Annotated in this window: 20 protein-coding genes; 13 read left to right on the top strand and 7 right to left on the bottom strand. The window is 67.6% G+C overall.

Annotation, left to right across the window (positions count from 1 at the left end; all coding sequences use genetic code 11):
* Nucleotides 1-60 precede the first annotated feature (60 nt).
* On the top strand, nt 61-684 hold the full coding sequence (locus H7F35_RS26135; protein WP_187109452.1) for a pentapeptide repeat-containing protein: 624 nt from the start codon (nt 61-63) through the stop codon (nt 682-684).
* On the opposite strand, the gene H7F35_RS26130 is transcribed toward H7F35_RS26135, so the two are convergent.
* Together H7F35_RS26130 and H7F35_RS26125 are read right to left on the bottom strand one after the other, a co-directional pair.
* Nucleotides 668-1,213: a cupin domain-containing protein gene (locus tag H7F35_RS26130; RefSeq protein WP_187114418.1), complete on the bottom strand. Its 546-nt coding sequence runs from the start codon at nt 1,211-1,213 to the stop codon at nt 668-670. The genes H7F35_RS26135 and H7F35_RS26130 overlap by 17 nt on opposite strands.
* Nucleotides 1,214-1,218: 5 nt before the next feature.
* On the bottom strand, nt 1,219-1,962 hold the full coding sequence (locus H7F35_RS26125; protein WP_187109451.1) for an NAD-dependent epimerase/dehydratase family protein: 744 nt from the start codon (nt 1,960-1,962) through the stop codon (nt 1,219-1,221).
* Nucleotides 1,963-2,057: 95 nt separating this feature from the next.
* Here H7F35_RS26125 and H7F35_RS26120 point away from each other — a divergent pair, with 95 nt between their 5' ends.
* Nucleotides 2,058-3,485: a PLP-dependent aminotransferase family protein gene (locus tag H7F35_RS26120; RefSeq protein WP_410010803.1), complete on the top strand. Its 1,428-nt coding sequence runs from the start codon at nt 2,058-2,060 to the stop codon at nt 3,483-3,485.
* Between the two features lie 6 nt (nt 3,486-3,491).
* Here the strand turns inward: H7F35_RS26120 and H7F35_RS26115 are convergent, their stop codons facing one another.
* Nucleotides 3,492-4,601: a DNA ligase gene (locus H7F35_RS26115; protein WP_187109449.1), complete on the bottom strand. Its 1,110-nt coding sequence runs from the start codon at nt 4,599-4,601 to the stop codon at nt 3,492-3,494.
* Between the two features lie 134 nt (nt 4,602-4,735).
* Here H7F35_RS26115 and H7F35_RS26110 point away from each other — a divergent pair, with 134 nt between their 5' ends.
* The 4 genes from H7F35_RS26110 to H7F35_RS26095 all read left to right on the top strand — a co-directional run bounded on the left by H7F35_RS26110 (nt 4,736) and on the right by H7F35_RS26095 (nt 13,156).
* A complete protein-coding gene (locus H7F35_RS26110; RefSeq protein WP_187109448.1) occupies nt 4,736-7,924 on the top strand; it encodes a HEAT repeat domain-containing protein in 3,189 nt (1,062 codons plus the stop codon).
* Nucleotides 7,921-9,630, top strand: coding sequence for an SWIM zinc finger family protein (locus H7F35_RS26105; protein WP_187109447.1), 1,710 nt, complete (start codon nt 7,921-7,923; stop codon nt 9,628-9,630). The genes H7F35_RS26110 and H7F35_RS26105 overlap by 4 nt, the downstream gene beginning before the upstream one ends.
* Nucleotides 9,631-9,912: 282 nt before the next feature.
* On the top strand, nt 9,913-11,892 hold the full coding sequence (locus H7F35_RS26100; RefSeq protein ID WP_187109446.1) for a reverse transcriptase family protein: 1,980 nt from the start codon (nt 9,913-9,915) through the stop codon (nt 11,890-11,892).
* Nucleotides 11,893-11,953: 61 nt separating this feature from the next.
* Nucleotides 11,954-13,156: a serine hydrolase domain-containing protein gene (locus tag H7F35_RS26095; protein ID WP_187109445.1), complete on the top strand. Its 1,203-nt coding sequence runs from the start codon at nt 11,954-11,956 to the stop codon at nt 13,154-13,156.
* A gap of 301 nt (nt 13,157-13,457) precedes the next feature.
* On the opposite strand, the gene argC is transcribed toward H7F35_RS26095, so the two are convergent.
* Nucleotides 13,458-14,390 (bottom strand): N-acetyl-gamma-glutamyl-phosphate reductase, encoded by a 933-nt coding sequence (gene argC, locus H7F35_RS26090; protein WP_187109444.1) that lies wholly within the window; start codon nt 14,388-14,390, stop codon nt 13,458-13,460.
* 123 nt (nt 14,391-14,513) lie between these two features.
* On the opposite strand from argC, the gene H7F35_RS26085 reads away from it, so the two are divergent.
* From H7F35_RS26085 to H7F35_RS26055, 7 genes are all read left to right on the top strand, one after another.
* Nucleotides 14,514-15,401: a LysR family transcriptional regulator gene (locus H7F35_RS26085; RefSeq protein ID WP_187109443.1), complete on the top strand. Its 888-nt coding sequence runs from the start codon at nt 14,514-14,516 to the stop codon at nt 15,399-15,401.
* Nucleotides 15,402-15,722: 321 nt separating this feature from the next.
* Nucleotides 15,723-16,826, top strand: a complete 1,104-nt coding sequence (locus H7F35_RS26080; protein WP_187109442.1) for a GNAT family N-acetyltransferase — start codon at nt 15,723-15,725, stop codon at nt 16,824-16,826.
* On the top strand, nt 16,823-17,674 hold the full coding sequence (locus H7F35_RS26075; RefSeq protein ID WP_187109441.1) for a PA4780 family RIO1-like protein kinase: 852 nt from the start codon (nt 16,823-16,825) through the stop codon (nt 17,672-17,674). Before H7F35_RS26080 ends, H7F35_RS26075 begins: the two co-directional genes overlap by 4 nt.
* A 22-nt stretch (nt 17,675-17,696) precedes the next feature.
* A complete protein-coding gene (locus H7F35_RS26070; protein ID WP_187109440.1) occupies nt 17,697-18,647 on the top strand; it encodes an ABC transporter substrate-binding protein in 951 nt (316 codons plus the stop codon).
* 46 nt (nt 18,648-18,693) lie between these two features.
* Nucleotides 18,694-19,917 carry a GAF domain-containing sensor histidine kinase gene (locus H7F35_RS26065; RefSeq protein ID WP_261803355.1) on the top strand — a complete coding sequence of 408 codons (1,224 nt, stop codon included), beginning with the start codon at nt 18,694-18,696 and terminating at the stop codon, nt 19,915-19,917.
* 24 nt (nt 19,918-19,941) lie between these two features.
* Nucleotides 19,942-20,811 carry a GNAT family N-acetyltransferase gene (locus tag H7F35_RS26060; RefSeq protein ID WP_187109438.1) on the top strand — a complete coding sequence of 290 codons (870 nt, stop codon included), beginning with the start codon at nt 19,942-19,944 and terminating at the stop codon, nt 20,809-20,811.
* Nucleotides 20,808-21,350: an SET domain-containing protein gene (locus H7F35_RS26055; protein ID WP_261803354.1), complete on the top strand. Its 543-nt coding sequence runs from the start codon at nt 20,808-20,810 to the stop codon at nt 21,348-21,350. Before H7F35_RS26060 ends, H7F35_RS26055 begins: the two co-directional genes overlap by 4 nt.
* An 8-nt stretch (nt 21,351-21,358) precedes the next feature.
* Here H7F35_RS26055 and H7F35_RS26050 read toward each other — a convergent pair whose 3' ends face one another.
* From H7F35_RS26050 to H7F35_RS26040, 3 genes are all read right to left on the bottom strand, one after another.
* Nucleotides 21,359-21,691, bottom strand: a complete 333-nt coding sequence (locus H7F35_RS26050; RefSeq protein WP_261803353.1) for a DUF1090 domain-containing protein — start codon at nt 21,689-21,691, stop codon at nt 21,359-21,361.
* A gap of 53 nt (nt 21,692-21,744) precedes the next feature.
* On the bottom strand, nt 21,745-22,149 hold the full coding sequence (locus tag H7F35_RS26045) for a RidA family protein (RefSeq protein ID WP_187109437.1): 405 nt from the start codon (nt 22,147-22,149) through the stop codon (nt 21,745-21,747).
* 129 nt (nt 22,150-22,278) lie between these two features.
* Nucleotides 22,279-22,788: a vWA domain-containing protein gene (locus tag H7F35_RS26040; protein WP_410010802.1), complete on the bottom strand. Its 510-nt coding sequence runs from the start codon at nt 22,786-22,788 to the stop codon at nt 22,279-22,281.
* Between the last annotated feature and the right edge of the window lie 77 nt (nt 22,789-22,865).

The raw sequence follows: 22,865 nt of genomic DNA, 5'->3' as shown, positions 1-22,865 counted from the left end.
AGCCCTTGTGCGCACCCGCGCATCGAGCGACCTTCGAGCACCCCTCACCGATGAAACCCCATGGCTGAACGCGCACACGGCGCACCGGCGCCAAAGACGCACACCCAACTGTTCGGCGAGAGCTGGTACGGGCAGGACATCGCGGGGCAAACGCACACCGCCGTCCTGTTCGGCGACCTCGACATGAGCGAGGCGCACAACACGGGCTCGGTCTTCACCGACTGCACTTTCCGCAGCGCCCGCTTCAATGCCTCCGTGCATGCCGATGCGGCCTTCGTCAACTGCACCTTCGTGGCTTGCAAGTTCTTCGATGCGAGCTTCAGCGAATGCAAATTCGTCGGCTGCATGTTCAACGACTGCATGTTCGATCTGATGAAGGTGACCGGCGGCGACTGGTCCTTCGCGGGCCTGCCCGGTGCCGATCTGCGCAAAGCGTCCTTCCAGGGCACGCGGATGCGCGAGGCCGATCTGACCGGCGCCCGTTGCCAGGGCGGCTCCTTGCGCGACGTGGACCTGTCGGGCGCGTGGCTGCACAGCGCCGATTTGTCCAACTGCGACCTGCGAGGCAGCGACCTGAGTGCCCTCGAACCGGAGAACGTGAAGCTCAAGGGCGCGATCATCACGACGACGCAGGCGCTGGTGATTGCTCAGGCGCTGGGGCTGGATGTCAGGGCCGAGTCCTGACGCCGGATGCCTCAGGGGGCAACACCAGCGGCCCGCAGTTCTCGTCGGTCACGAACACCGACACCAGCTTTGCGTGCCGCACCGGGTCGGGGTTCTCGGCAAACAGATGCAGCGTGCCCGGCGGCTCGAAGAAGGTCTCGCCCGTCTTGTAGTCGCCCGCAGGGCCGCCGGCCAACTGCGAGCGGATCGTGCCTTCGAGCATGAGGACGGTCACCGAGCCAGGGTGTCGGTGGGCCGACGAATAGGCCAGCGGCGGAAAGTCGACGATGGCCGTGGTCACCGATTTGCCAGGCACATGCGGCAATGATTCGCACGAGAGCACCTTGACCGAGGTCGATGGCCGCGCCGCCGCGCCAAAGCCGGCTGGTGCCGGAGCCGACGCAAACATCGGCCGGCTCACAGCGCTGCACACGTCATCGATCCATTGCACCGCCGACTGCTTGCCTGCATGCGGCATCAGCGCCCAGCCCGTTGCGGCCACGGCCAGCAAGGCAAACACGGGGGCCGCGTGGCGACGCCAAGGCACCATGGCATTCATCGCGCGGCTCCTTGCGGCAGACGCCATGTGGCGTTCCAGCCGAGTTCGCGCTTCGCCTTCTCGCTGCTGACTTCGGCGTTGTCTTCGGCGATGTTGAAGATGCCGCCTGACCGGTGCAGCAGGGCCAGCACCGCCGCCCAGGCCGCCGCCTCCACATGCACCGGACTCGCGCCCTTCGGCCCGGCCGTCGACGTGCCAGGCCCGTAGAGCTGGCCGTAGCGCAGCACGGTGCCCGTCATGCCCTGCGCGCCCAGCACGCTGCGCTCCAGCGAGGCCACGGCATCGGCATTGAGGCGGCGCGGACTTTCCGGGTCGCGGTCGAGCGGCATCTCTTCGGTGAAGGGCCTGGGCCCCGGGGCATAGACCCACGCGATGCTCTGTGCCACCAGCCGCCGCGCGCCTGCGGCCTGCGCCGCAGCCACGAGGTTGCGCGTGCCTTCGATGCGCAGGCGGGCATTGCGGACCACGGCCTCGGCCATCAGCTTCGGGTCGAGGTCCTTCGGCAGATCGGTGAGCTGGTGGATCACGCCCCAAGGGGCGATGCGCTTCAGCGCGGCATCCAGCGCGGCCGCGTCGAACACATCGACGACGACCGCATGCGCGCCCTTCGCTTCCAGTGCGCGGGCGCGGTCGGTGCGCCGTGTGCTGCCGTAGACGGTGTAGCCCGCCTCGACCAGCAGCGCAACCAGCACCGAGCCCACCGCCCCCGTGGCACCGGCCACGAATATCCTCTCGCTCATCGCATGTCCTTCTTCCAGGCTGTTCATGGAAACAAGCTTAGGTCTACGATGCACCATCAGAAAGATCCAAGATTCGATCAAATGACTGGTCCATGATGGGCAAGAAAAAATCGACCGACGGCATTCCGCAGTTGGACCGCGCAAGGCAGACGCCGCTGTCCCGGCAGGTCTACGAACGCTTCAGGACCGCCATCGAGCAAGGCACGCTGCACCCGGGCGACCGCGTGGCATCGGCGCGCAACCTGGCCAGCGAACTGGGCGTGGCCCGTGGGACCGTCGAGGCCGCCTACAACCAGTTGGCGGGCGAAGGGTATCTGCTGTCGCGGGGACAAGCGGGCACGGTGGTCTCGCCTTCGCTGCCGCAGCATCGGCCCGCGCGGCGCGAGCCACGGCGCGCCGATGCGGCCGATGCCGCGCTCGCACCAGCAGCCGCGCCGCCACCCTTGCAGCTCGGCATTCCGGCGCTCGATGCCTTTCCGCGCAAGCTGTGGGCCCGCCTCGCGGCCCGCTGCGTTCGGGCAACCACCGCCGCTGACATGTTCTATGGCGAACCGGCCGGCCACCCGCCATTGCGCGAGGCCATCGCCGCCTACCTGCTGGTGTCGCGCGGCGTGTCGTGCCATCCCTCGCAGGTGTTGGTGACGGGCGGGTATCGCGCGTCGCTCGCGCTCGTCTCGCGCACGCTGCTGAAGAAAGACGACCGCGTGTGGATCGAAGACCCGGGCTTTCCGCCGACGCAGGATGTGCTGCACGCCGCCGGCCATCGCACCGTGCGTGTGCCGGTGGACGACGAAGGCATGGTCGTCGCGCGCGGCCTGCGCCGGGCACCGAAGGCCCGCATGGCGATCGTCACGCCTTCGCACCAGGCACCACTCGGCATGTCGATGACGCTCGCACGACGGCTGCAGTTGCTCGAATGGGCGTCGCAGGCGAATGCATGGATCGTCGAGGACGACTACGACGGCGAGTACCGCTACGCCGGCTCGCCGCTGCCCGCGCTCAAGAGCCTCGACGGGCAAGACCGCGTGCTGTATGCGGGCAGCTTTTCGAAGGTGCTCTATCCGGGGTTGTCGTTGGGCTACCTGGTCGTGCCCGAATCGTTGCGTGCGCGCTTCGAAGAGGCGGTGCGGACATGGTCGAACGGATGCCCGCAGATCACGCAGGCCGTTGCCGCCGACTTTCTGCGCGAAGGCCATTTCTCGCGCCACCTGAAGAAGATGCGGCTGCTCTACGCGCGACGCAGGGCCATGCTGGTGGCCGCGCTGCTGAAGGCCTTCGGCGATGCGGTGCGGATCGACCTGCAAAGCGGCGGCATGCACCTGATCGCGCGCTTCGATGCGCGCAGCGAGAGCGATATGGAACTGGCCGCTCGCGCGCAAAAGGCCGGGCTGAATTGCCAGCCGCTGTCCGAACGCGGCACCGCTGGCGTTTGTGGCAAGGGGTTGCTGATGGGCTTCACCAACGTGGCCTCCAGCGCGCAGGCGCAGCAGTTGGCGACGAAGCTGCGCGCGGCGCTGGCTTGACGGGCTTCAGGCCCCGTCGTCTTCTGTTTCGCCCGCTTCACCCATCGTCGCGCTCCGGTCCTTGATGCGCGTGACCTGCGAGAGCACGGCATCCGCCGATGTCATGTCGGGCCGCTGGCCCTTGTAGACCGGCTGTTCGAACTTGCCGCCCGCATAGCGATAGAGGTAGCGCACCTCGACCAGCGTGCCCACCGGCGGCAGCGCTTCGTTGGGCGGCACGGTGACATTGCCCAGGTCGACCATCGCACCGGCTTCGTCGCGCAGGCCCACGGCCACCGAGCGCTGCGCGTTGACGCGGATCACTTCGCAGGTCGCGCTCTGGTTGAACTTGAACTTCAGGCTGGTGGTGCTGCGCCCCGCGCTGAACGGTGCAGCCAGCGCCTTGAGCACGTAGCCTTCGCCGTGTGCGGCCAGCAGTGCTGCGGCGCGATTGCGCTTGCCTTCGGCAGTGAGTTCCAAGTCGAGCACCACCATCCACGGCACGAGCCCGGCGATCTTCTGCAAGTGCCCGAAGCGCTCGATGAAAGGTGCGGCACGCAGGTCCTGCCCGCCAAGTTCGAGCAGGTCGAAGGCCTTGAAGACATCGCCCACGTGCTCGCCCGGAATCACGGTGCGGCCCGCCGGCGCATCGGATGTGCCGACCCACGCCTGCGGAATGTCGACGAACAAGCCGCGCCGGTTGGTGCCGCGCACCGTCTCGCCTTCGATCAGCAGGATGCGGTTTTCGCCATCGGCCTTTTCCTGAAGGCCCCAAGCCGCATCGTCGAAGTAACGCGCGGCCTGCTCTTCAAGGATCAGCGTGGGCAGTTGCGGCAGCTCGCCACTCATGCGGCCGGCCAGATCGGTGGCGGTGTAGAGCGCGCCTGATGGGTCTGGCGTGTAGCCTTTAGTGGTCTTTTCCTTCACAACCTTTTCATAGATCTTCAGCGCGGCCTCGAAGGAAACGGGGCTGCTGGTCTTGGTGCCCGTGGCGAGCGTGCCGCCACGGCGGCCGTTGCCGTAGTCGACAACCCAGCCGTCGTCCCTGGGGCGCAGATGCACCTGGTAGACCTTGTCCGAGCCCTGGCCCGTGAAGTAGAGAAAGCTCGATTGGGGAAGATGTTCCGTGGTCGCCATGGTGGTGTCTGCTTGATTGCGGATCTGCCTGCAGGCCGCGATGCTACACACGCCCGGTTGACGCACGCGCCCGCTAAGATGCGCAGCGACAACAAGCACGAACAAGATCCAACCGAAGGCAGGGAGGCCTCCGCGTGAAGCGCATTCGCTCCGAGAAATTGATCCGCACGAAGCCGGGCGCGCAAGGCCCCATCGGCTTCAGCACCGTGGAACTGTTCGCCCTCCCGGAAGCGCCGGGCCACGTGGTGCACGTGAGCACGAGCCGCGATGGCCTGCAGTGGAAGGAAATGGTCTACACGCCGTCACCACTGCCGCTGGAGGCCGCCGACGCCGCGTTCGAGCAGGCCGTGGCGGCGCAGATCGCGCAGAGCTACGTCATCGAAGGCAGCGTACTTGCCGACGCTCCCATACCGGCCGTCTCCGCATCCGCGCATCCGGGCGATGCGGTGTTGCTGGCCAGCATCCATCCCGACGCGTGGCGCGTGTTGCCCCCCGTACGCCAGAGCCGCGTGGTGTGGCGCATCGGCGAGCGCCGGCTGGCTGACGCCGTGCCCCGCCTCATCGAATACATCGAGACCGGCGAGCCGCTGCTCGACTACTGCATCGCATGGGCCATCGGCCGCTGCGGCGATGGCGGCGCCTTCGAGGCGATGCGCGAACTCTCGCAACGCGCGCGCACGCCGATGGTTGAACGTGCGGCGCGCTGGGCGGCGCTGAATCTCTGGCCCGAAGAACAACGCGCGACAGAAACTGCCCGCATCGTCGACGACTGGCCTGCCTCGTTGCGCCGCGCATGGGCCGGTTTGCAGGCGGCACCGGCCGAACAGGCCCTGCCGCTGGTCCAGCAGTTGCTGGCGGACCCCGCGCACTGGAACGGATTGAAGTACGACAACTGGATCGAACAGTTGTTCGAGCTGTCGCTGCTCGAAGGCTCCACCGCAAATGGGCCGGCACGCACCGCCGTGCTTGAAATCTCCCGCACCCTGCCGCTGGCCGCGCGCAGCTTCCGCGCATGGCGCCGGCTCTACAAGAGCGCGGAGTTCGCCGGCGACTACACGCTGCTGGGCCTGCTGCACCAGCGCCTCGAAACACAACGCGCCGCGTTCCGCTCCGGCGGCCGATGGGCACTGGCCAACGGCCGCTATGTGGAGATCGCCAAAGAAATCGTGCGCCCCGACAGCCGGCTCGCCTACAGCCATCGCACGCGCGACTACCTTCGCCGCCGCACCTGGCGCAACCTGCGCCGGCTGGCGCTGACCGGCGCGGCCGACGAACCCGACTGGCTGAAGCTGGCGATGGGCGTGCTGCTCGCCGCCGATGATGCCGACGCCGGCACGCCCGGCCAGCAACGCGAATCGCGCTGGACCGATGAACCCCGCAGTTGGTACACCGGCCCCTACAGCCGCTGGCTGATGCTGATGCAACTGCTGCACCGCCACGACGACGAATGGGAAGCCCAGCGCGATGGCCTTCAGTGGCGCCGCAGCACACCGCTGCCCGAGCAGCGCACCCGCCGCACCGAAGCCTGGCCCGAGCGCTGGGACCGCCACCCACAAGCCCTGCTGCAACTGATGCAACAAGGCCGCTGCGCGGCGGTGCACGCCTTCGCCGCACTTGCGCTGCAAGACAACAAGCCCTTCTGCGAAGCACTCGAAACGCCCACGGTCTGGCATCTGCTGGCCAGCCCCTGGACCGACACCGCACGCTTCGCGCTCGCCATCGCGCGCCAGCGCATCGCGGCCGGCACGCCTGCCCTGCCCTGGCTGCCCGCGCTGCTGGGCTCGCCGCTGGCCGAAGCGCGCACCTACGCACTCGAATGCATCGCGCAGGACCCGGGCCTGTACAGCCAGCAGGTCGAACTGCTGCGGATGCTGCTGACATCTGCCGATGCCGAAGTGCGCCGCGCGTCGCGCCTGTTGCTGCAGGCCGCCGCGCCGAACCTCTCGGCGCTCGACGCGCTGTGCGTCGAACTGTTGGCGTGGCTGTCGGCCTGCGATGCCGAGCAACCCGAACTCGGCGCGATCTGCGAGAACCTGCAATGGGCGCTGCAGGGCCTGCTGCGCAACGCCGCGGCCAAGGCTCCGCTGCCGGAGCTGCTCGCGCTGTTCGACCATGCCAGCGCCGACGTGGTGGCCACGGCCGCCGAATGGCTGTTGCTGCATCCGGCCTCAGTGCAAGGCTTGCCGCTGGAAGTGCTCACGCGGCTGCTTCAGTCCGACGACGCGCGCCTGCGCGGCGCCGGTGTGCGCCTTTTCACTGCCCTGCCCGACGCCACGCTGGTCAGCCAGCCCGAGCTGTTTGCAGCCTTCTGCAGCAGCCCGATGCCGAGCGTGCGCAACGCCGTGGCGCCCAAGCTCGCGCAGTTGCTGCCGCAGCATCCGGCCTTTGGCGCCGCGCTGATGCCGCTGCTGCGCGACGAGCTGTTCCGCGCCGAATCGGCGGAAGGCGTTTTCGACTTCCTGCTGCAATGGCTCTGCGGCCCGCTGGCCGAGCACACGCGCGCCGGCGAGCCTGCCGTCACGCTGCGGCTGCTGGAAGCGCGCAGCAAGGGCGCGCAGCGGCTGGGCAGTTGGCTGCTGCCGCAGCAGGCGCCCGACAGCTTCGACGTGTTGCAGACCGCGAGCCTCGGCCTGGTCGACGCCGCCACTGCGCGCCGCTGGGCCATGGACCAACTGGCCGCCCATCCGCAACGCACGCTGGCCCAGCTCGACGACGCGCTGCGCATCTTCGACAGCCGCTGGGACGATGCACGCGAATGGGCCCGCACCTGGTTCGGCGCGCACGGCAGCGCCACTGAATGGACGCCGCCGCTGCTGGTGCGCCTGTGCGACCACAAGGACGCAGGCGCCCAGCGCCTGGGCCGCGAACTGCTCACCACCCATTTCGACGTGACCGATGTCACCACCTACATGCTGCAACTGAGCCAGCACCCTTCCCCCGGCATGCAGTTGTTCGTCACCAACTGGCTGGCCTCGGCGGCGAGCCAGAAGGCCGATGTGCTGGCGCGGCTGGAGCCCTACTTTCTCAGCGTGCTGTCGCAGGCCAACCGTGGCCGTCTGGCGAAGGCGCGGGTCATGCAGTTCCTGGCCGCGCAGGCAGCGCACTCCGAAGACATCGCACGCATCGTCGCGCGCGTGTTCGCCCGGCAGGCCGTGACGGGCGCCATCACCGAACGTGCCCAGTACGTGGCCGGGCTGCGCAGCATCCAGGCGCTGTTTCCCGCACTCGACAACCCCTTGCAGACCGCACCCGTGCGCAGCGTCACGCCACGCCGCGCCTTGCCTGCCATGCCCACCTTGTCGTCGGGAGGACCCGCCGCATGAGGTTCCAGTACCGCTATTTCGGTCACTCGGGTGTGCAGCACACGGCCAACAGCACGGCGCTGCAGTTCGCGCCCGACACGCTGCGCGCACCGGTTCATTTCGTGGCCGAGGTCAATCGGCACCTGCCGTTTCGCGAAGGCATGTCCGCGCTGCACGACGTGGTGGTGGGCGACCTGCGCTTCCAGCCGCGCGACAAGAGCGCGTACCTCGAGTGGCTGGCCGGACAGGAAAACGATCTGCTCGCGCAGTACATGGCGCGCAGCGACGAGCTGAAGGCGCAGATGGCGCCGATCCGCACCGAGCTGGACGACCTGCGCAAGCGCAAGCAGGAAGTGCTGAAGCCCTTCATGGGCGCGCAGAAGCGCTACTTCGACCACATCTACAAGGTCAACCGCGAAGCCTGGTACGTGCTCGACCCGGTGATCACGGTGCACCCCGACCGCGTGTTCTTCGAGTGCTTCAGCCAGGACGAGTCGAGCTACGGCATGTTCTCGTGCAGCCACGAAATCTTCGACCGCGTGAGCGACCACGCCTTCGGCACCACCAACGTCGACTATTCCGAATCGCTGTACGACGAGTTCCAGAAGATCCGCGACTACAAGTCCACGCGACTGGCCATCGACCCCGGTGGCTTCCAGGTGCAGAGCGGCAACGACCCGGCCTTTCACGAGCCGAAGATCGATGTGCCCGACAGCTGGGTGCGCGGCTTCCTGCAGGTCAGCAGCGCGATGCTGCTGCCGGCGCAGCGGCTGCAATTGCACCCGATGGACATCCACAACATCTGCCTCGTGCTGCGCCGTCGCAAGGAACGCGTGGGGCCGCGCTCGCTGCGCTTCATCCTGCGGCCGGGGCAGCCGGTGCGCATCCTGTTCGAGCCCTGGGGCCATGAGCTGGTGTGCCCTCGCTCGACGCACAGCGCCACGTCGGACATCGACATCCGCGTCTGGGGCCGGCGCCGCCTGCTGCAACTGGAGCGGCTCGTGCCGGTGGCGCAGGGCTTCACGGTGCACCTGCTGGGCACCGGCATGCCCAGCTTCTGGGTTGCGCAATTGCCGGGCATGGAGTTCACGCTCGGCCTGTCGGGCTGGACCGCCAACGACTGGGCGAGCAACGGCCACTTCGAGCTGCTGCAGCCACGCCACACGGTCGACCAGGACAGCCTGCTGCGCGTGTTCGCAGCGCTTGGCGAACGCTGGCGCGCCACCACCGCCGAGCTGGCGGCGGCCACCGGCCTGTCGAACCTCACCGTGGACGCGGCACTCGGCAGCTACGTGCAGGCCGGCCGCGTGGTGTACGACCTGGCACACGGCGTGTGGCGGTTGCGCGAGCTGAGCCGCGAGCCGCTGCCCATGGACAAGCTGCGCTATTCAAGCCCGCAGGAAGAAGCCGCGGCCGAGCTGGTGAAGGCAGGCCGCGTCAACAACGTGAAGACGCAGACGCGGCCCGACGGCGCCCTGACGCTGAGCGGCAAGTGCAAGGGCGCCACCGGCCAGCGCGAGTACCTGGTGAGCCTGCAACTCAATGCCGAGCATCGCGTCGACAACGGCGACTGCCAGTGCGAGCACTTCTTTCGCCACCACATGCGGCAAGGGCCGTGCGAGCACATGCTCGCGCTGCGCCTGTCGGCCGCGCCGGCGCTGACCGCTGCGCTCTCGAACATTCCCACCAAGACGACCGATCCGGAAAGGACCGCACGCATCGACTGATACACTGCTTTTTGCGAACGGAGCGGGAAGGCTCTTGCAATCCGGGTGGCGTATCGCCACCCTCGCACACAGCACTTCCCAAGCGTCACTGGACGTCTCTTCACTGTGCCGTAGGTGCACGGTGGCGCGATGACAGTGCGGCTTCCTCGAAGCTCATCGGCGCCACCGTGCACCTACGGCGTCGAGTGGAGCCCTCCAGTCCCGAGGCTCTTCGACGAGATTCCCGCCCCGTTCGCAATTTTTCTTCAGCAGTGCATCGGCCGATGGCGTCACGCCAAGACCATGCAGCCTCCCGCCTCTTCATCTTCCGTTCCCGATTCGGCGCTGACACGCGAGCAGCTCTACGAGCGCCTGCGCGGCAGTTCCAAGCAGGAAGTCATCCTCGAGGAAATGCAGCGCCTGGGCTTCTGGCCGCAGGACGCGGCGCAGCCCACGGTCGAGTCGCAACTCATCCGCCGCGAAAGCGAACTGCAGACGGCACTGGGCAAGCTCGGCGAAGAACTGCGCGGCATCTCCGACCGCGACAAGGCCCTGAAGATGATGCGCAAGGAGCGCATGGCCAAGGCCCGCGAACGCCGCGAGGAAACCCGCCAGCGCCTCGCGCAAGGCCGCCATGCCCGCGCCCTCGCGTGGCATGAACGGCACCAGCGCGAACTGCTCTACGTGGGCGATGGCGTCTCTGGTGGCCTGAACGAAGCGCAGAGCGACAGCCAGGCGCTGGCCCGCAATGCCCTGCCCGCGCTGAACCACGCGGGCGATCTCGCCGGCGCAATGGGCATCGACCTGGGCGAACTGCGCTTCCTGGCCTGGCACCGCGAGGTGGCGAACGTGAGCCACTACCAGCGCTTCACCATTGCCAAGAAGAGCGGCGGCGAGCGCCACATCTCGGCGCCCATGCCACGCCTGAAGCGCGCGCAGTACTGGGTGCTCGACAACATCCTGGCGAAGATGCCGGTGCACGAGGCGGTGCACGGCTTCCTGCCGGGCCGCTCGATCCTCACGAATGCGGTGCCGCACGTGGGGCAGGACGTGGTGATCAACCTCGACCTGAAAGACTTCTTTCCCTCCATCGGCATGCGCCGCGTGCGCGGCGTGTTCCGCCAGCTCGGCTATTCGTCGCAGGTCGCAAGCCTGCTGGCGCTGGTCTGCACCGAGGCACCGACCGACGAAGTGCAGCTCGACGGCCGGCGCTACTTCGTCGCCCGGGGCGAGCGCGTGCTGCCGCAAGGCGCACCCACCAGCCCGATGCTGACCAACCTGCTGTGCCGCCGGCTCGATGCGCGGCTTGCCGCGAGCGCGGCCAAGCTGGGTTTTCGCTACACGCGCTATGCGGATGACCTGAGCTTTTCGGCCGACTCGCAACACAGCCGCGACACCGGCAAGCTGCTGTGGCGCGTGAAGCAGATCGTGGCGAGCGAAGGCCTCACGGTGCACCCCGACAAGCAGCAGGTGATGCGCAAGCACCAGCAGCAACATGTGACCGGCATCGTCGTCAACGACAAGCTATCGCTTGACCGCGACACGCTGCGGCGTTTTCGTGCGGTGCTGCATCTGGCTGAGCGCCAGGGGCCACAGGGCCTGCAATGGAACGGCAACGTCGATGTGATCGGCGCGCTGCGTGGCTATGCCAACTTCATCGCGATGACGGACGCGGCGCGCGGCGCGCCTTACCTGCAGCGTGTTCGCGCGCTGGCGGCGAAGCACAAGGGCAGCGCCATGACGACGCCCATTGCCCCCGCTTCCCCCGTGGCATCGCAGCAGCCGCAACGGCAAGTGGCCCCAGATCAATTCCGCAAACAGTCTGCTGCGGGCCAGGCACCCTGGCCCGCGTGGTGGCAACCGGCGCAAGCCTCCGCGCCGGTGCTGGAGAAGACTGCCGAGCAGTTGGCCGCAGAGAAGAAGGCGAAGCGCGATGCAGAGCGGGCAGAGGCTGCGGCCAAGGCAGCCGCTGCTACCGCGGCTTCTGCGCCTGTTCCGCGCGCAGCCGCAGCACCCGCCGTCGCGCCTTCATCACCTGAAGCACCCACGCCCGAAGCGCCCAAACGCCTCGAATCGCAGTTCGTCCTCACGGTCAGCCTGATGCTGCAAAGCGCCTATGTGGTGATGTCGCTTCTCACCAGTCGCAGCCTGGTTGTGTTGCTGCCGGTGGGCGCCATCGTCATCGGCAACTGGATCCAGCGCAAGTCGGGCTGGATGCGTTTTCTCATCGTGCTGATCGCGGCGTCGGGGCTCTCGGGTCTCGTGCGCCATCTGACCCAGTAGCGAGGCAGGCCCTCAAGCCACGCCCAGCCGCGCTCATCGGTGCACCCGGCAAGAAGTACATATGGGCATTTCAACCGAAGCACACAGGCCTGCGCACCATCGTCGGCGGGGCCGCAGGCTGACGCTTATCGTCGCGGCCGCCATACTGGTTGTGCTCGTTGGCGGCTTCGCACTCACAGCGGCAATCGGCATGAAGAACCCGGTGTTCCTCGTCCGATTCCTGTTCACGCCACGATCCGAGGTAGAGGCGCTCTACGACACCCGGACGATCGCGGCCTCGTCGCAGCCACGGCCCATTCCCGAGCGTTTGCAGGTCCTGCCGCAGACTGTGCCGTGGAAAGGCAAGAACGTAGACATCGTGAGCGTGTTGCAAGCGACCGAGACGAATGCGTTCCTGGTCATGTGCCACGGGACACTGGTGAACGAGTGGTATCGCACGCCGGACAAGAAGACGTCCCGCACGTCCTCGTGGTCTGTCGCCAAGTCGGTCGTGAGCCTTCTCATCGGGCAGCTTGTCGGCGAGGGCAAGCTGTCGGAAGACACGAAGCTCGTGGCAGTGCTTCCTGAGTTCGCTGCCGGCGGAAAGTTCGACGACATCACGATCAGGGACCTGCTCGACATGAAGAGCGGCATCGACATGACCGAGGACTACTCGGAGTACAAGCCCTTCACCGGCGTCGCGGGCATGCAGGTGACGACCGATCTCCCCGGCTATCTGATGAAGAACCGTGCGCTCGCATTCGCTCCGGGCGTGCGGTCGGAATACCGAAGCGTCGACGCGCAATATCTGTCGATGATCGTGGCGCGCGTGGAAGGCGAGCCGTTGGCGAAAGTGCTGGAACGCCGCCTGTGGCAGCCGCTCGGTGCAGAGGACGACGCAACGTGGAACCTCGATCACGCCGACGGACTTGAAAGAGGATTCGGCAACCTGAACGCCACGCCGCGAGACTTCGCCAAGCTCGGCCTGTTGGTGCTTGCCGGTGGCAAGGTCGGCGACCGGACGCTGATCTCACCGGCATGGATGGCCCGGATCGCCACACCGGTGGCCGAGGCGGAGCCGGGCTGGATGTACGCGGCGCAATGGTGGCACCCACCCGGCTACGACAAGAACGGCGACTACACCGCGATCGGCGTCTACGGCCAGTATGTCTATGTCAACCCCAGGCACCACGCCGTCATCGCGAAGCTCAGTGACTATGGCGCGCAGCAGGACGAGGCGGAGCTGATCGACGTGTTCCGGGCGGTGGTCGACGGATGCGAATGATTGAGGCGCGGCTGTTCGGGTTCGGGTTCGGGTTCATTCGGGGCGAGTGCGAATGACACCAGGTGCTCCCCTCCGCGAATGTCCCCCGCTTCGCTCCTCCTTTATTTCGCTGCGGGGAACACCCGGTGTCATTCGCACTGGGGCACGCTCTGATTGATCCTGCGATCGACGACCGCTCTGTCCAACGCTCGCGCCGATACGGGGCTCTTTTTCGCGAAATAAAGGAGGAGCGAAGCGGGGGACATTCGCGAAAAAGAGCACCGTGTCGGCGTGAGTGTCGCCCTGAACAGCAAGCGCGGACTCAGCCAACCAAGCGCCGCAGCATCAGATCCAGGTTCTGCACAGCCGCACCCGACGCCCCCTTGCCCAGGTTGTCGAACACGGCCGTCAGCAGCACCTGTCCGTGCTGCGCATTGGCAAACACGGAAAGGCGCAACTGGTTGGTGCCGTTCAAGGCTTCGGGGTCCAGGTGCTCGGCGGCCTCGGCTTCTGCGAGACCTGTCAACTCCACATGCGGCTGACCCGCGTAGTGCTGCTGCAGACAGTAATGCAACTGCTCGGCACTGGTGCCAGTAGGCAATGTGCGCAGTTGCAGGGGAATGGTGAGCACGATCCCCTGACGGAACGATCCGTATGCGGGCAGGAAGAACGGGCGCGCCGACAGGCCCGCATACCGCTCGATCTCGGGCGTGTGCTTGTGCGCCAGGCGCAGGCCATAGACCTGGAAGGCCGGCGCACTGGCAGCGGGAGCTTCATGCGCCTCCACGCGGGCCCGCCCGCCACCGGAGTAGCCCGACACAGCGTGAATGGCGATCGGGTGGTCCGCAGGCAACAACCCGGCCTGCACCAGCGGGCGCAACAGCGCAATCGCGCCCGTGGGGTAGCAGCCGGGGTTGGTCACCCGATGGGCGCTCGCAATGCGCTCGGCCTGGCCGCCACCCATCTCGGGAAAACCATACACCCACCCGGCATCGGTGCGATGGGCAGAGCTTGCGTCGATCACGCGCACGGCAGGATTGGTGATGGAGGCCGCTGCTTCACGCGCGGGCCCGTCGGGCAGGCACAGCACGGCGATGTCGCAAGCGTTGATGGCCTCGGCCCGACGCTGGGGATTCTTGCGCTCGTCCACGGGCAGGGTCAACAGGCGCAGGTCGGTACGGCCGTTCAGGCGTTCGTGGATCTGCAGGCCGGTGGTGCCCTGGTCGCCATCGATGAAAACAAGCGGTGCGCTCATGCGGGGTGCTCCTGGTAAGGCGTTGAAACGGAAGGCAATCGAAGAAGTGCCGGATCTTGCGATGCACCCTAGAATTTGAAAAGTTGAATTTCACAACCGTCAGCGTCAGAATTTCTGAATCACATGCGCGAACTGAACCTGGACCGATTGCGGACTCTCGTCACCATTGCCGAGCTGGGCTCTTTTGCCGAAGCCGCTCGCGTGCTGCATCTGGCAGCGCCCACGGTGAGCCTGCACGTGGCCGATCTGGAGGCACAGGTGGGCGCCCCGCTGCTGCTGCGCAAGCGCGGCGAGGTGCGCACCACCGGCGTGGGCGAGGCGCTGGTACAGCGTGCCCAACGCCTGCTGGCGGACGCCGATGAAACGCTGGCCTTGGTGCAACGCCAGGTGCAGGGCCTTGCCGGCCGCGTGCGGCTGGGCGCCTCCACCGGGGCCATTGCCCATCTGCTGCCGCAGGCGCTGGAGGTGCTGGGCCAGCAGCACCCGGGCATCGACGTGCAGGTGGCGGTGCTGACCTCGCAGGACACCATGGCCCGCCTGGCCGGCGGCACGCTGGACGTGGGGCTGGTGGCCCTGCCGCAGTCGCCCGCGCCCGGCGTGCGGGTGGTGCCCTGGCGCCGCGACCCGGTCATGGCCTTCGTGCCGGCCCAGTGGCAGTCGCCCACGCGGGCCACGCCGCACTGGCTGGCGCGCCAGCCGCTCATCCTCAACGACAAGGGCACCAGCCTCTCGCGGCTGACCAGCGAATGGTTCGCGCTGGCGGGCGAGCAACCCACGGCGCGCATCCAGCTCAACTACAACGACGCCATCAAGAGCCTGGTGGCCGCCGGTTACGGCGCCACGCTGCTGCCGCACGAGGCGCTGGATGCCGCGCAAACGAACCCGCGCGTGCGCATGCTGGCGCTGCGCCCCGCGCTGTGGCGACCCCTGGCCATTGCCCACCATGCCGGGGCCATCGAGAAGGCCACGCAGCACGTGCTGGACGTGCTGTGGCAGCAGCGCCAGGCGTGAGGCCGCGTGCACCAAAACACCACACCGCGCTTCACAGCACACGGCATCCCCGCTACAGTCGACGCCTCGACAAACAACCCAGACCGGAGGTGCGCGATGGAAAACACTGCAATTCATGCCCCTACTCCCGTACGGTTTGTCGTGCATCCTCGGCCCTGACTGCTGACGCGCCCCCTGCGTAGCACGCGCCCCTGACGGGCGCACCCGGTCCGAGCCTCGCGGCCACTTCGCCGCCGAGACAAACCGCCACCGATTCCAACGTTGCCGCCCGCACGACCTCGTGCTGGCCGCGATCCGTTCATTTCCGAATCAAGGCTCACCATGCTTGAACAACGTGTCGCGCATTCGCGGCATTTCGCAACCACTGTTTTCGATCCCCCGTGCGCATCCGAGGCGCAGTGGGACAACTTCCTCGGCTACTGGCGCGTTCGCAATGCCGAAGACGCTCCGGGCGATCCCACGGTCAGCGATGCCGATACACGGCTCAACGTGCTGCGGCCCACGCCCTTGCACGTCGTACACCGCGTGATGGCCGCCGACGAACACGGCCGGTTCATCGGCAGCGTGAGCATGAGCACGCGCAAGGAAGGCACGCCCGACTGGGAAGCCCTCGCGCCGTTCGTCGAGGCCTGGGGCGGCGTGCTGCGTCCCCATCGGCGGCAAGGCGTTGCGAGCACGCTGCTGCGTGCGTTGCTGGCACTGATGGAAACGCAGGGCAAGACCACGGCGACCCTCAGGGCGCACCTGCCTGAAGGGCACGCCTTCCTACGCACCATCGGCGCGGTCGAGAAACACCGCGCCATCGAGAACCGCCTGTCTTTCGACGGTCTCGACTGGGAAGCGCTGGGCCAATGGCAGGCGCAGGCCCTTGCCACGAACCGCGGCCTGCGCACCGAGATCCACGTGGGCCGCGTCCCGCTCGAAAGGCTCGAAGCGCTGATGGCGCCTCTTTCGACACTGCTCGAAGATGCCCCGACCAGCGCACTCGCCCGAGGCCCGATGCGCTATGAGCTGGAAGGATTCCTCGCGTGGTATGCCGATCTCGATCTTCGGGGCGGCGAGCACTTCCTCGTGCTCCTGCTCGATGGCGACGAACTGGCCGCCGTCTGCGACGCCAGCTGGAATCCGCGCCTTCCCGACCGCATGTGGCAGGCCCTCACGGCGGTCGCCCGCCCCTGGCGCGGCAAGGGCCTGGCCAAGGCCGTGAAGGCCGCCATGCTGCGGCTCGTGCACGAACGCCATCCGCAGGTCGCGATGGCCATCACCAACAACGCAGAGGTCAACGCCCCCATGCTCGCCATCAACCACCAATTGGGCTTCGTCGCGCACAGGCATGATGGGGTCTACCAGATCGGCACGGAAAGCCTGAGGGCCTACCTCTCGAGCCGCCCCCTGGCTTCACGGGAACAGGAGGCCCAACAATGAAAGCACCCCAGAGACTCCAGGCACTGATCGACGAAGGCCTGATCGACAGCGTGGTGCGCCAGCTGATGAGCGGCAAGGAAGCGATGGTCTATGTCGTGCGCTGCGGCGAGGAAACGCGCTGCGCCAAGGTCTACAAGGAGGCCGACAAGCGCAGCTTCCGCCAGGCCGTCGACTACACCGAGAACCGCCGCGTCAAGAACACGCGCGAGGCGCGCGCCATGGCCAAGGGCACGCGCTTCGGCCGCAAGGTGACCGAGGCCATCTGGCAAAGCGCCGAGGTCGATGCGCTCTACCGCCTGGCCGCCGCCGGCGTGCGCGTGCCCACGCCGCACAACTTCCTCGAAGGCGTGCTGCTGATGGACCTGGTGACCGATGCCAACGGCGACGCCGCCCCGCGCCTGAACGACGTGGTCTTCACGCCCGAAGACGCGGTGCGGCACCACGCCAGCCTGCTCAAGGAAGTGATGCGCATGCTGGGCGCCGGCGTCGTGCACGGCGACTTGTCGGAGTTCAACGTGCTGCTGGCCGAAGACGGCCCGGTCATCATCGACCTGCCGCAAGCGGTCGATGCAGCGGGCAACAACCACGCCAAACGCATGCTGCTGCGCGATGTCGAGAACCTGCGCAACTTCTTCGGCCAGTTCGCTCCGGCGCTGCTGAAGACGCACTACGGCGACGAGATCTGGCAGTTGTACGAGCGCGGCCTGCTGCGTCCCGAAACGGAACTGACGGGCAGCTTCGTGCGCGAGACCGGCCCGGTCGACCTGAGCAATGTGCTGCGCGAAGTGGACGACGCGCGCATGGAAGAAGCGGCGCGGCTGGTGCGCATGCAGACGCCGCGACAATAGGCGGGCTTCCAACGCCCGCCCGATGAATGCCCCTGCCCTGCCGAACCCCAGCCCGCAACCACCGCACGGGCGCCAGCCGCTCACCACCACCGTTCGACGGATCGCGAAGGCCGCGGCCTTCGTGGCGCTGGGCCTCGGCTCGGCAGCCCACGCCGCCGGAATCCGCCTCGAAGACGACCGTGGCACCACGCTCGAGTTGCAGGCGCCGGCAAAACGCATCGTGTCGCTGATGCCCTCGCTCACCGAGACCGTCTGCGCGCTCGATGCCTGCGACCGGCTGGTGGGCATCGACCGCCATGCCAACTGGCCGGCATCGGTGAAGGGCCTGCCGCAGGTGGGCGGCATCGACGACGCGAACATCGAGCGCATCGTCGCGCTCAAGCCCGACCTGGTGCTGCTGCGCCCGCGCAGCCGCGCCGCCGAACCGCTGGAACGCCTGGGCATCAAGGTGCTGGCGCTCGACGCCAAGACCCATGCCGACATGCGGCGCGTGATGGAAACCGTGGCCCGTGCCACCGGCCGCCCCGGCGCCGGCGAGGCCTTCTGGCGCAAGCTTGACGCCGGACTCGACGCGGCCCGTGCGCGCGTGCCCGCAGGCTGGCAGGGACGGCGCGTGTACTTCGAGGTGCACGGCGGCGTGGCGGCGGCGAGCGAAAGCTCCTTCATCGGCGAAACGCTGGCCCGCCTCGGCCTGGCCAACGCCGTACCTGGCACGCTCGGACCGTTCCCGAAGATGAGCCCCGAATTCGTGGTGCGCGCCGACCCGGACGTGCTGATGGTCTCGGCGCTCGGCGAAATCTCGGCCATGGCCGCGCGGCCCGGCTGGTCGGCCATGTCCGCCATCAAGCGCGGCCGGGTCTGCAGCTTTGCCTCGGCGCGCTTCGACCTGATGATGCGGCCCGGGCCCCGGCTGGATGAGGCAGCCGACGCCATCGTGGGCTGCCTGGCGTCGCTGGGCGACCCGAAGCCTTGACCACGTTCCTTCCACGGCGCAACCCCTGACGTACCATTCCCGAACCTTGAAACCAGCCTCCGACCCTCTCGCGCCTGTCGTCCTCGTCGACACCGACGAGGCCATCGCGCGGGACGTTGCGGCCGTCGGACGCATCAGCGCGGTGCCGACACTGCTCAAGATCATCTGCCAGAACACCGGCATGGGCTTTGCCGCCGTGGCCCGCGTGACCGATGGCACCTGGACCGCATGCGCGGTGGAAGACACCATCCATTTCGGCCTGAAACCCGGCGGCCAGCTCAAGGTGGAAACCACGCTGTGCAAGGAATCGCGCGCGGCCCGCCTGCCGGTGGTGATCGATCATGCCAGCACCGACCCGGTGTACTTCAACCACCACACGCCGCGCCTGTACAACATCGAGAGCTACATCTCGGTGCCCATCGTCCACACCAACGGCGAGTACTTCGGCAACCTGTGCGCCATTGATCCCCGGCCCGCTGCGGTGTCGGACCCGCGCATCGTGGCGATGTTCACCGCCTTCGCCGACCTGATCGCGCGCCAGCTCGAAAACGAAGACCGGCAGGAGCGCACCGAATCGGCCCTGCAGTCCGAGCGCGCCACGGCCGAGTTGCGCGAGCAGTTCATCGCGGTGCTGGGCCATGACCTGCGCAACCCGCTGTCTTCGGTGGGCGCGGCAGCCGAACTGCTGATCCGCCGCCAGACGGAGCCCGACCTCGTCAAGCTCGGCACGCGGCTCAAGTCGAGCACCCGCCGCATGTCGGGTTTGATCGACGACGTGCTCGACTTCGCCCGCGTGCGCCTGGGCTCCGGCATGGGCCTGGTGATGCGCGAGGCCGACTTCCTGGCACCGGGGCTCAAGGATGTGATCGACGAAGTCCGGGCGGCCAACCCGACGCTGGACATTCGGGACGAGCTGTCGATCAACGGCGTGGTGCGTTGCGATCAGGGGCGCATCCAGCAGGTGCTGTCGAACCTCCTGGGCAATGCCGTGGCGCATGGCGCGCAAGACGTGCCCATCGTCGTGCGTGCCGCAGTCGCGGGCGACCGGCTGGTTCTCTCGGTGTCCAATGGCGGCGCACCGATCTCCCCGGACGATCTTCCGAAAATCTTCCAGCCCTACTGGCGCCCCGAGAACAGCAAGCCCGGCGGCGGGCTGGGGCTGGGGCTTTACATCTGCACGGAAATCGTCGCCGCGCACGGCGGCACGCTGGAAGTCACCTCGTCCGTGGCCGGCGGCACCTGTTTCGTGGCGACCCTTCCGGTCGCCTGACCTCACTCCCACCCACAGCAGGCAATGAACAAGATTGGCATGGCGGTCGCCCCCGCTACGGGCTTCACGCGCGGCGAACTCACCGCGCTCTGGAACCAGGCTTACGAGGGCTACTTCGTCCCCATCTCATTCGACGAACAGCGCTTCGAGCGCCACCTGCGGCGCGGCGAAGTCGACCTGGCGCTGTCCCGCGTTGTCGCCATCGACGGCGTGGCCCGCGGCATTTCGCTGGCCGGCCGCAGGCACGGGCGTGCCTACCTCGCGGGCTTCGGCATCGCGAGCGCGCACCGGCGGCAGGGGCTGGCCAGGCAACTCATCGAAGCGCAGATCAGGGCCTTTTCGGCGGCACGCATTGGCCAAGCCTTTCTCGAAGTCATCGAGCAGAACGCGGCCCGCGTGCTCTACCGGCAAGCCGGCTTCGAGGAAGCCCGGACGCTCGACGTTCTTGAATGGGCCTTCGAGGCGCGCGCAGCAGGCATCGGCGGCGCACTCGACGCGGCGGAGCTCGTGGCCGTTCACGACACCTGCAGCGCGCTGTCGCGCCCCACATGGCGACGCGAACTGCCGACCGTGCGCGATGCCCTCGCCCACGAAGGCGCGGTGACGCTCGGCGTGCGGCGCGGCACGGAAGTCGTCGGCTATGCCGTCATGGCGCCGATGGGCGATGCCCAAGGCACGCTGTTCGACGCCGCCGCTGTCGACGAAGCCGCTGCCCACGACCTGCTGGACGCGCTGGCCATCGCGCGCCCCGGCACCCGCTGGCGACTGGTCGACGAGCCCGCGCACAGCCCAATTTCCAACGCAGCGATCGCGCGCGGCGCAACCACTGTCATCCGTCAGATCGAGATGGCGTTGACCCTCAAGCCAGGCAACAACGCCCCGTCCCCCACATGAAGCATCGCAAGCAAACCTCGTCCACGCCTTTCGTCCGGGTGGGCCCCAGCGGCGTTCACGGCCTCGGCGCCTTCGCCACGCGCGACCTGCCGGCCGAAGCCTTCCTCGGCCTCTACGAAGGCCGCCGCTATTCGAAGCAGGAAATCGCCACCAAGGTCTGGGACGACCAGCTCACCTACCTGTTCACGCTGACGAACCAGGAAACCATCGACGGTGCCAAGGGCGGCAACGCCACCCGCCACCTGAACCACTCCTGCGAGCCGAACTGCGAGGCCGTCGAGGAATACGACGACGCCGGCGAGCTGGTGCTCAAGTTCCAGACGCTGGTTTCGGTGGATGCGGGCGACGAGCTGTTCATCGACTATTCGCTGACAGCCGATGACGGCTCGCCGCCCTCGAAGTACCCCTGCCACTGCGGCTCGCCGAATTGCCGGGGGACGATGCTGGCGCCGGTAGAGAAAGACGCAGTGGCCGCGACAGCCGACCCGACAAAGCCCGTTTCCGACCACACGACGCCGCTCACCGGGCTCCCGTGGTGAAGTAGCCGTCAGGGCGATCCGTTCTTCAGATCGCGCAATTGCGCCTCGGCGCGATCGAGTTCCGAGCGCAGCGTCCGGATCTCCTGCTCCAGCTTTTCGATGCGCGCTTCGCGGCTCGTCGCCGGAGCAGGCGTCTTGCAACGCAGCTGCAACGCGCTCAAGGCGTCGGCCAGCTCTCGCCGGCGCAGCATCTGGCCCCTGGCGCGGGCCAGATCCACGTCGCTCTCGAGCGCCGCTTCCTGCGCCTTGCAATCCCCAGCGTCCGACGGCTGTGCGGATTGCGCGAAAACGGGCATGGCCAGGGTCAATGCAAGGGCCAGGAAGCAGGGTTTCAAAAACATGCCGTACGGTACTCGAACTTCCCGGCAGAAAAGTCCTTCAGCCCTTCAGGCCTTCAGGGGGCAGTTGTTCTCGCGATGCACTTGATCTCGAGCAGCCAGTCGGCGCTGCCCAGGCGCGACACCTCGACCAGCGTTTGCGAGATCTGAGGCTCGCCGCCGAACATCTCGGCGCGCAAGGCGAACAGGCCATCGGCATCGGCGAGAAAGCCTTCGATGTCGGTCACGAAAACCGTCTCGTCCACGATGTCGGCCATGGTCGCGCCGAAGGATTCGAGCACCGCGCGGACGTTGCTGTAGGCCTGCCGCAGTTGCGCCGCGGTGTCGCCGGCGCCGATGGTCCGGCCTTCGCCGTCCACGCTCACCTGGCCGGACAGGTAGATGGTGTCGCCCACCTGCACGCCGTCGGCAATGATCTTCCTGAACGCGCCTTCGCGCACCACGCGCCTTGTTGCTGCCATGTTGTTTCCTTGGGTTGGTCCGGCGGCAGTATCGAAGGGAAGTCCTGCCCCGTTTAGCCCTGCGGCAGATGAGCTTTTGGCGCGAAGGCCGATCGATGCGCCCGACGGCGCACCATCGGGTCTTGTGAGTCAATCGGCCCGGTCGGCGACCAGGTAGCGCGCCTGCCAGCGTTCGGCCAACTGCTGTGCACGATGCAGCGGAATGCGCGCCGCCTCGAAGTCCACCACGCACGCCACATCGGCCGCTTCTGGCCGTGCGGGGCTTTCGCTGGTGCGGCCATCGGTCAGCAGCCACAGCCAGCGCTGCCGCGCCTCGCTGCGAACCAGCAATTGCTCGGCACGCTCCACGCCCAGCGCGAGCGGCGTGCCGCCGCCGGCGCCGATGGGTGCGATCCAGTCGTCGTTCCAGGCGCTGGCGCGGCGCGGCGGCAGGCGAAGCTCGACCACATCGCCGGCAAAGCACAGCAACGCGACGTGGTCGCGGCGCTGATAGGCCTCTTGCATCAGCGCGAGCAGCAGGCCTTTGGCGCGTGCGAGATTGCCGTCTTTGCGCATCGAGGCCGAGCAGTCGAGCAGGAAGCAGTGGAGCGCGCCGCTGCGCGCCTGCTTCGGGCGGTGGCGCAGGTGTTCCGCGCGCAGATCGCCCGCACCACGGGCAACGAGCGTGCGCGGCCAGTCGAAGGCCGTGCCTTTGGCTGCGGCGCCATGCCAGGCGT

The organism is Variovorax sp. PAMC26660 (assembly GCF_014302995.1).
GTDB lineage: Bacteria > Pseudomonadota > Gammaproteobacteria > Burkholderiales > Burkholderiaceae_C > Variovorax.
Note: the sequence above shows the minus strand (reverse complement) of the source record. Positions and strands in the feature narration are given on the sequence as shown.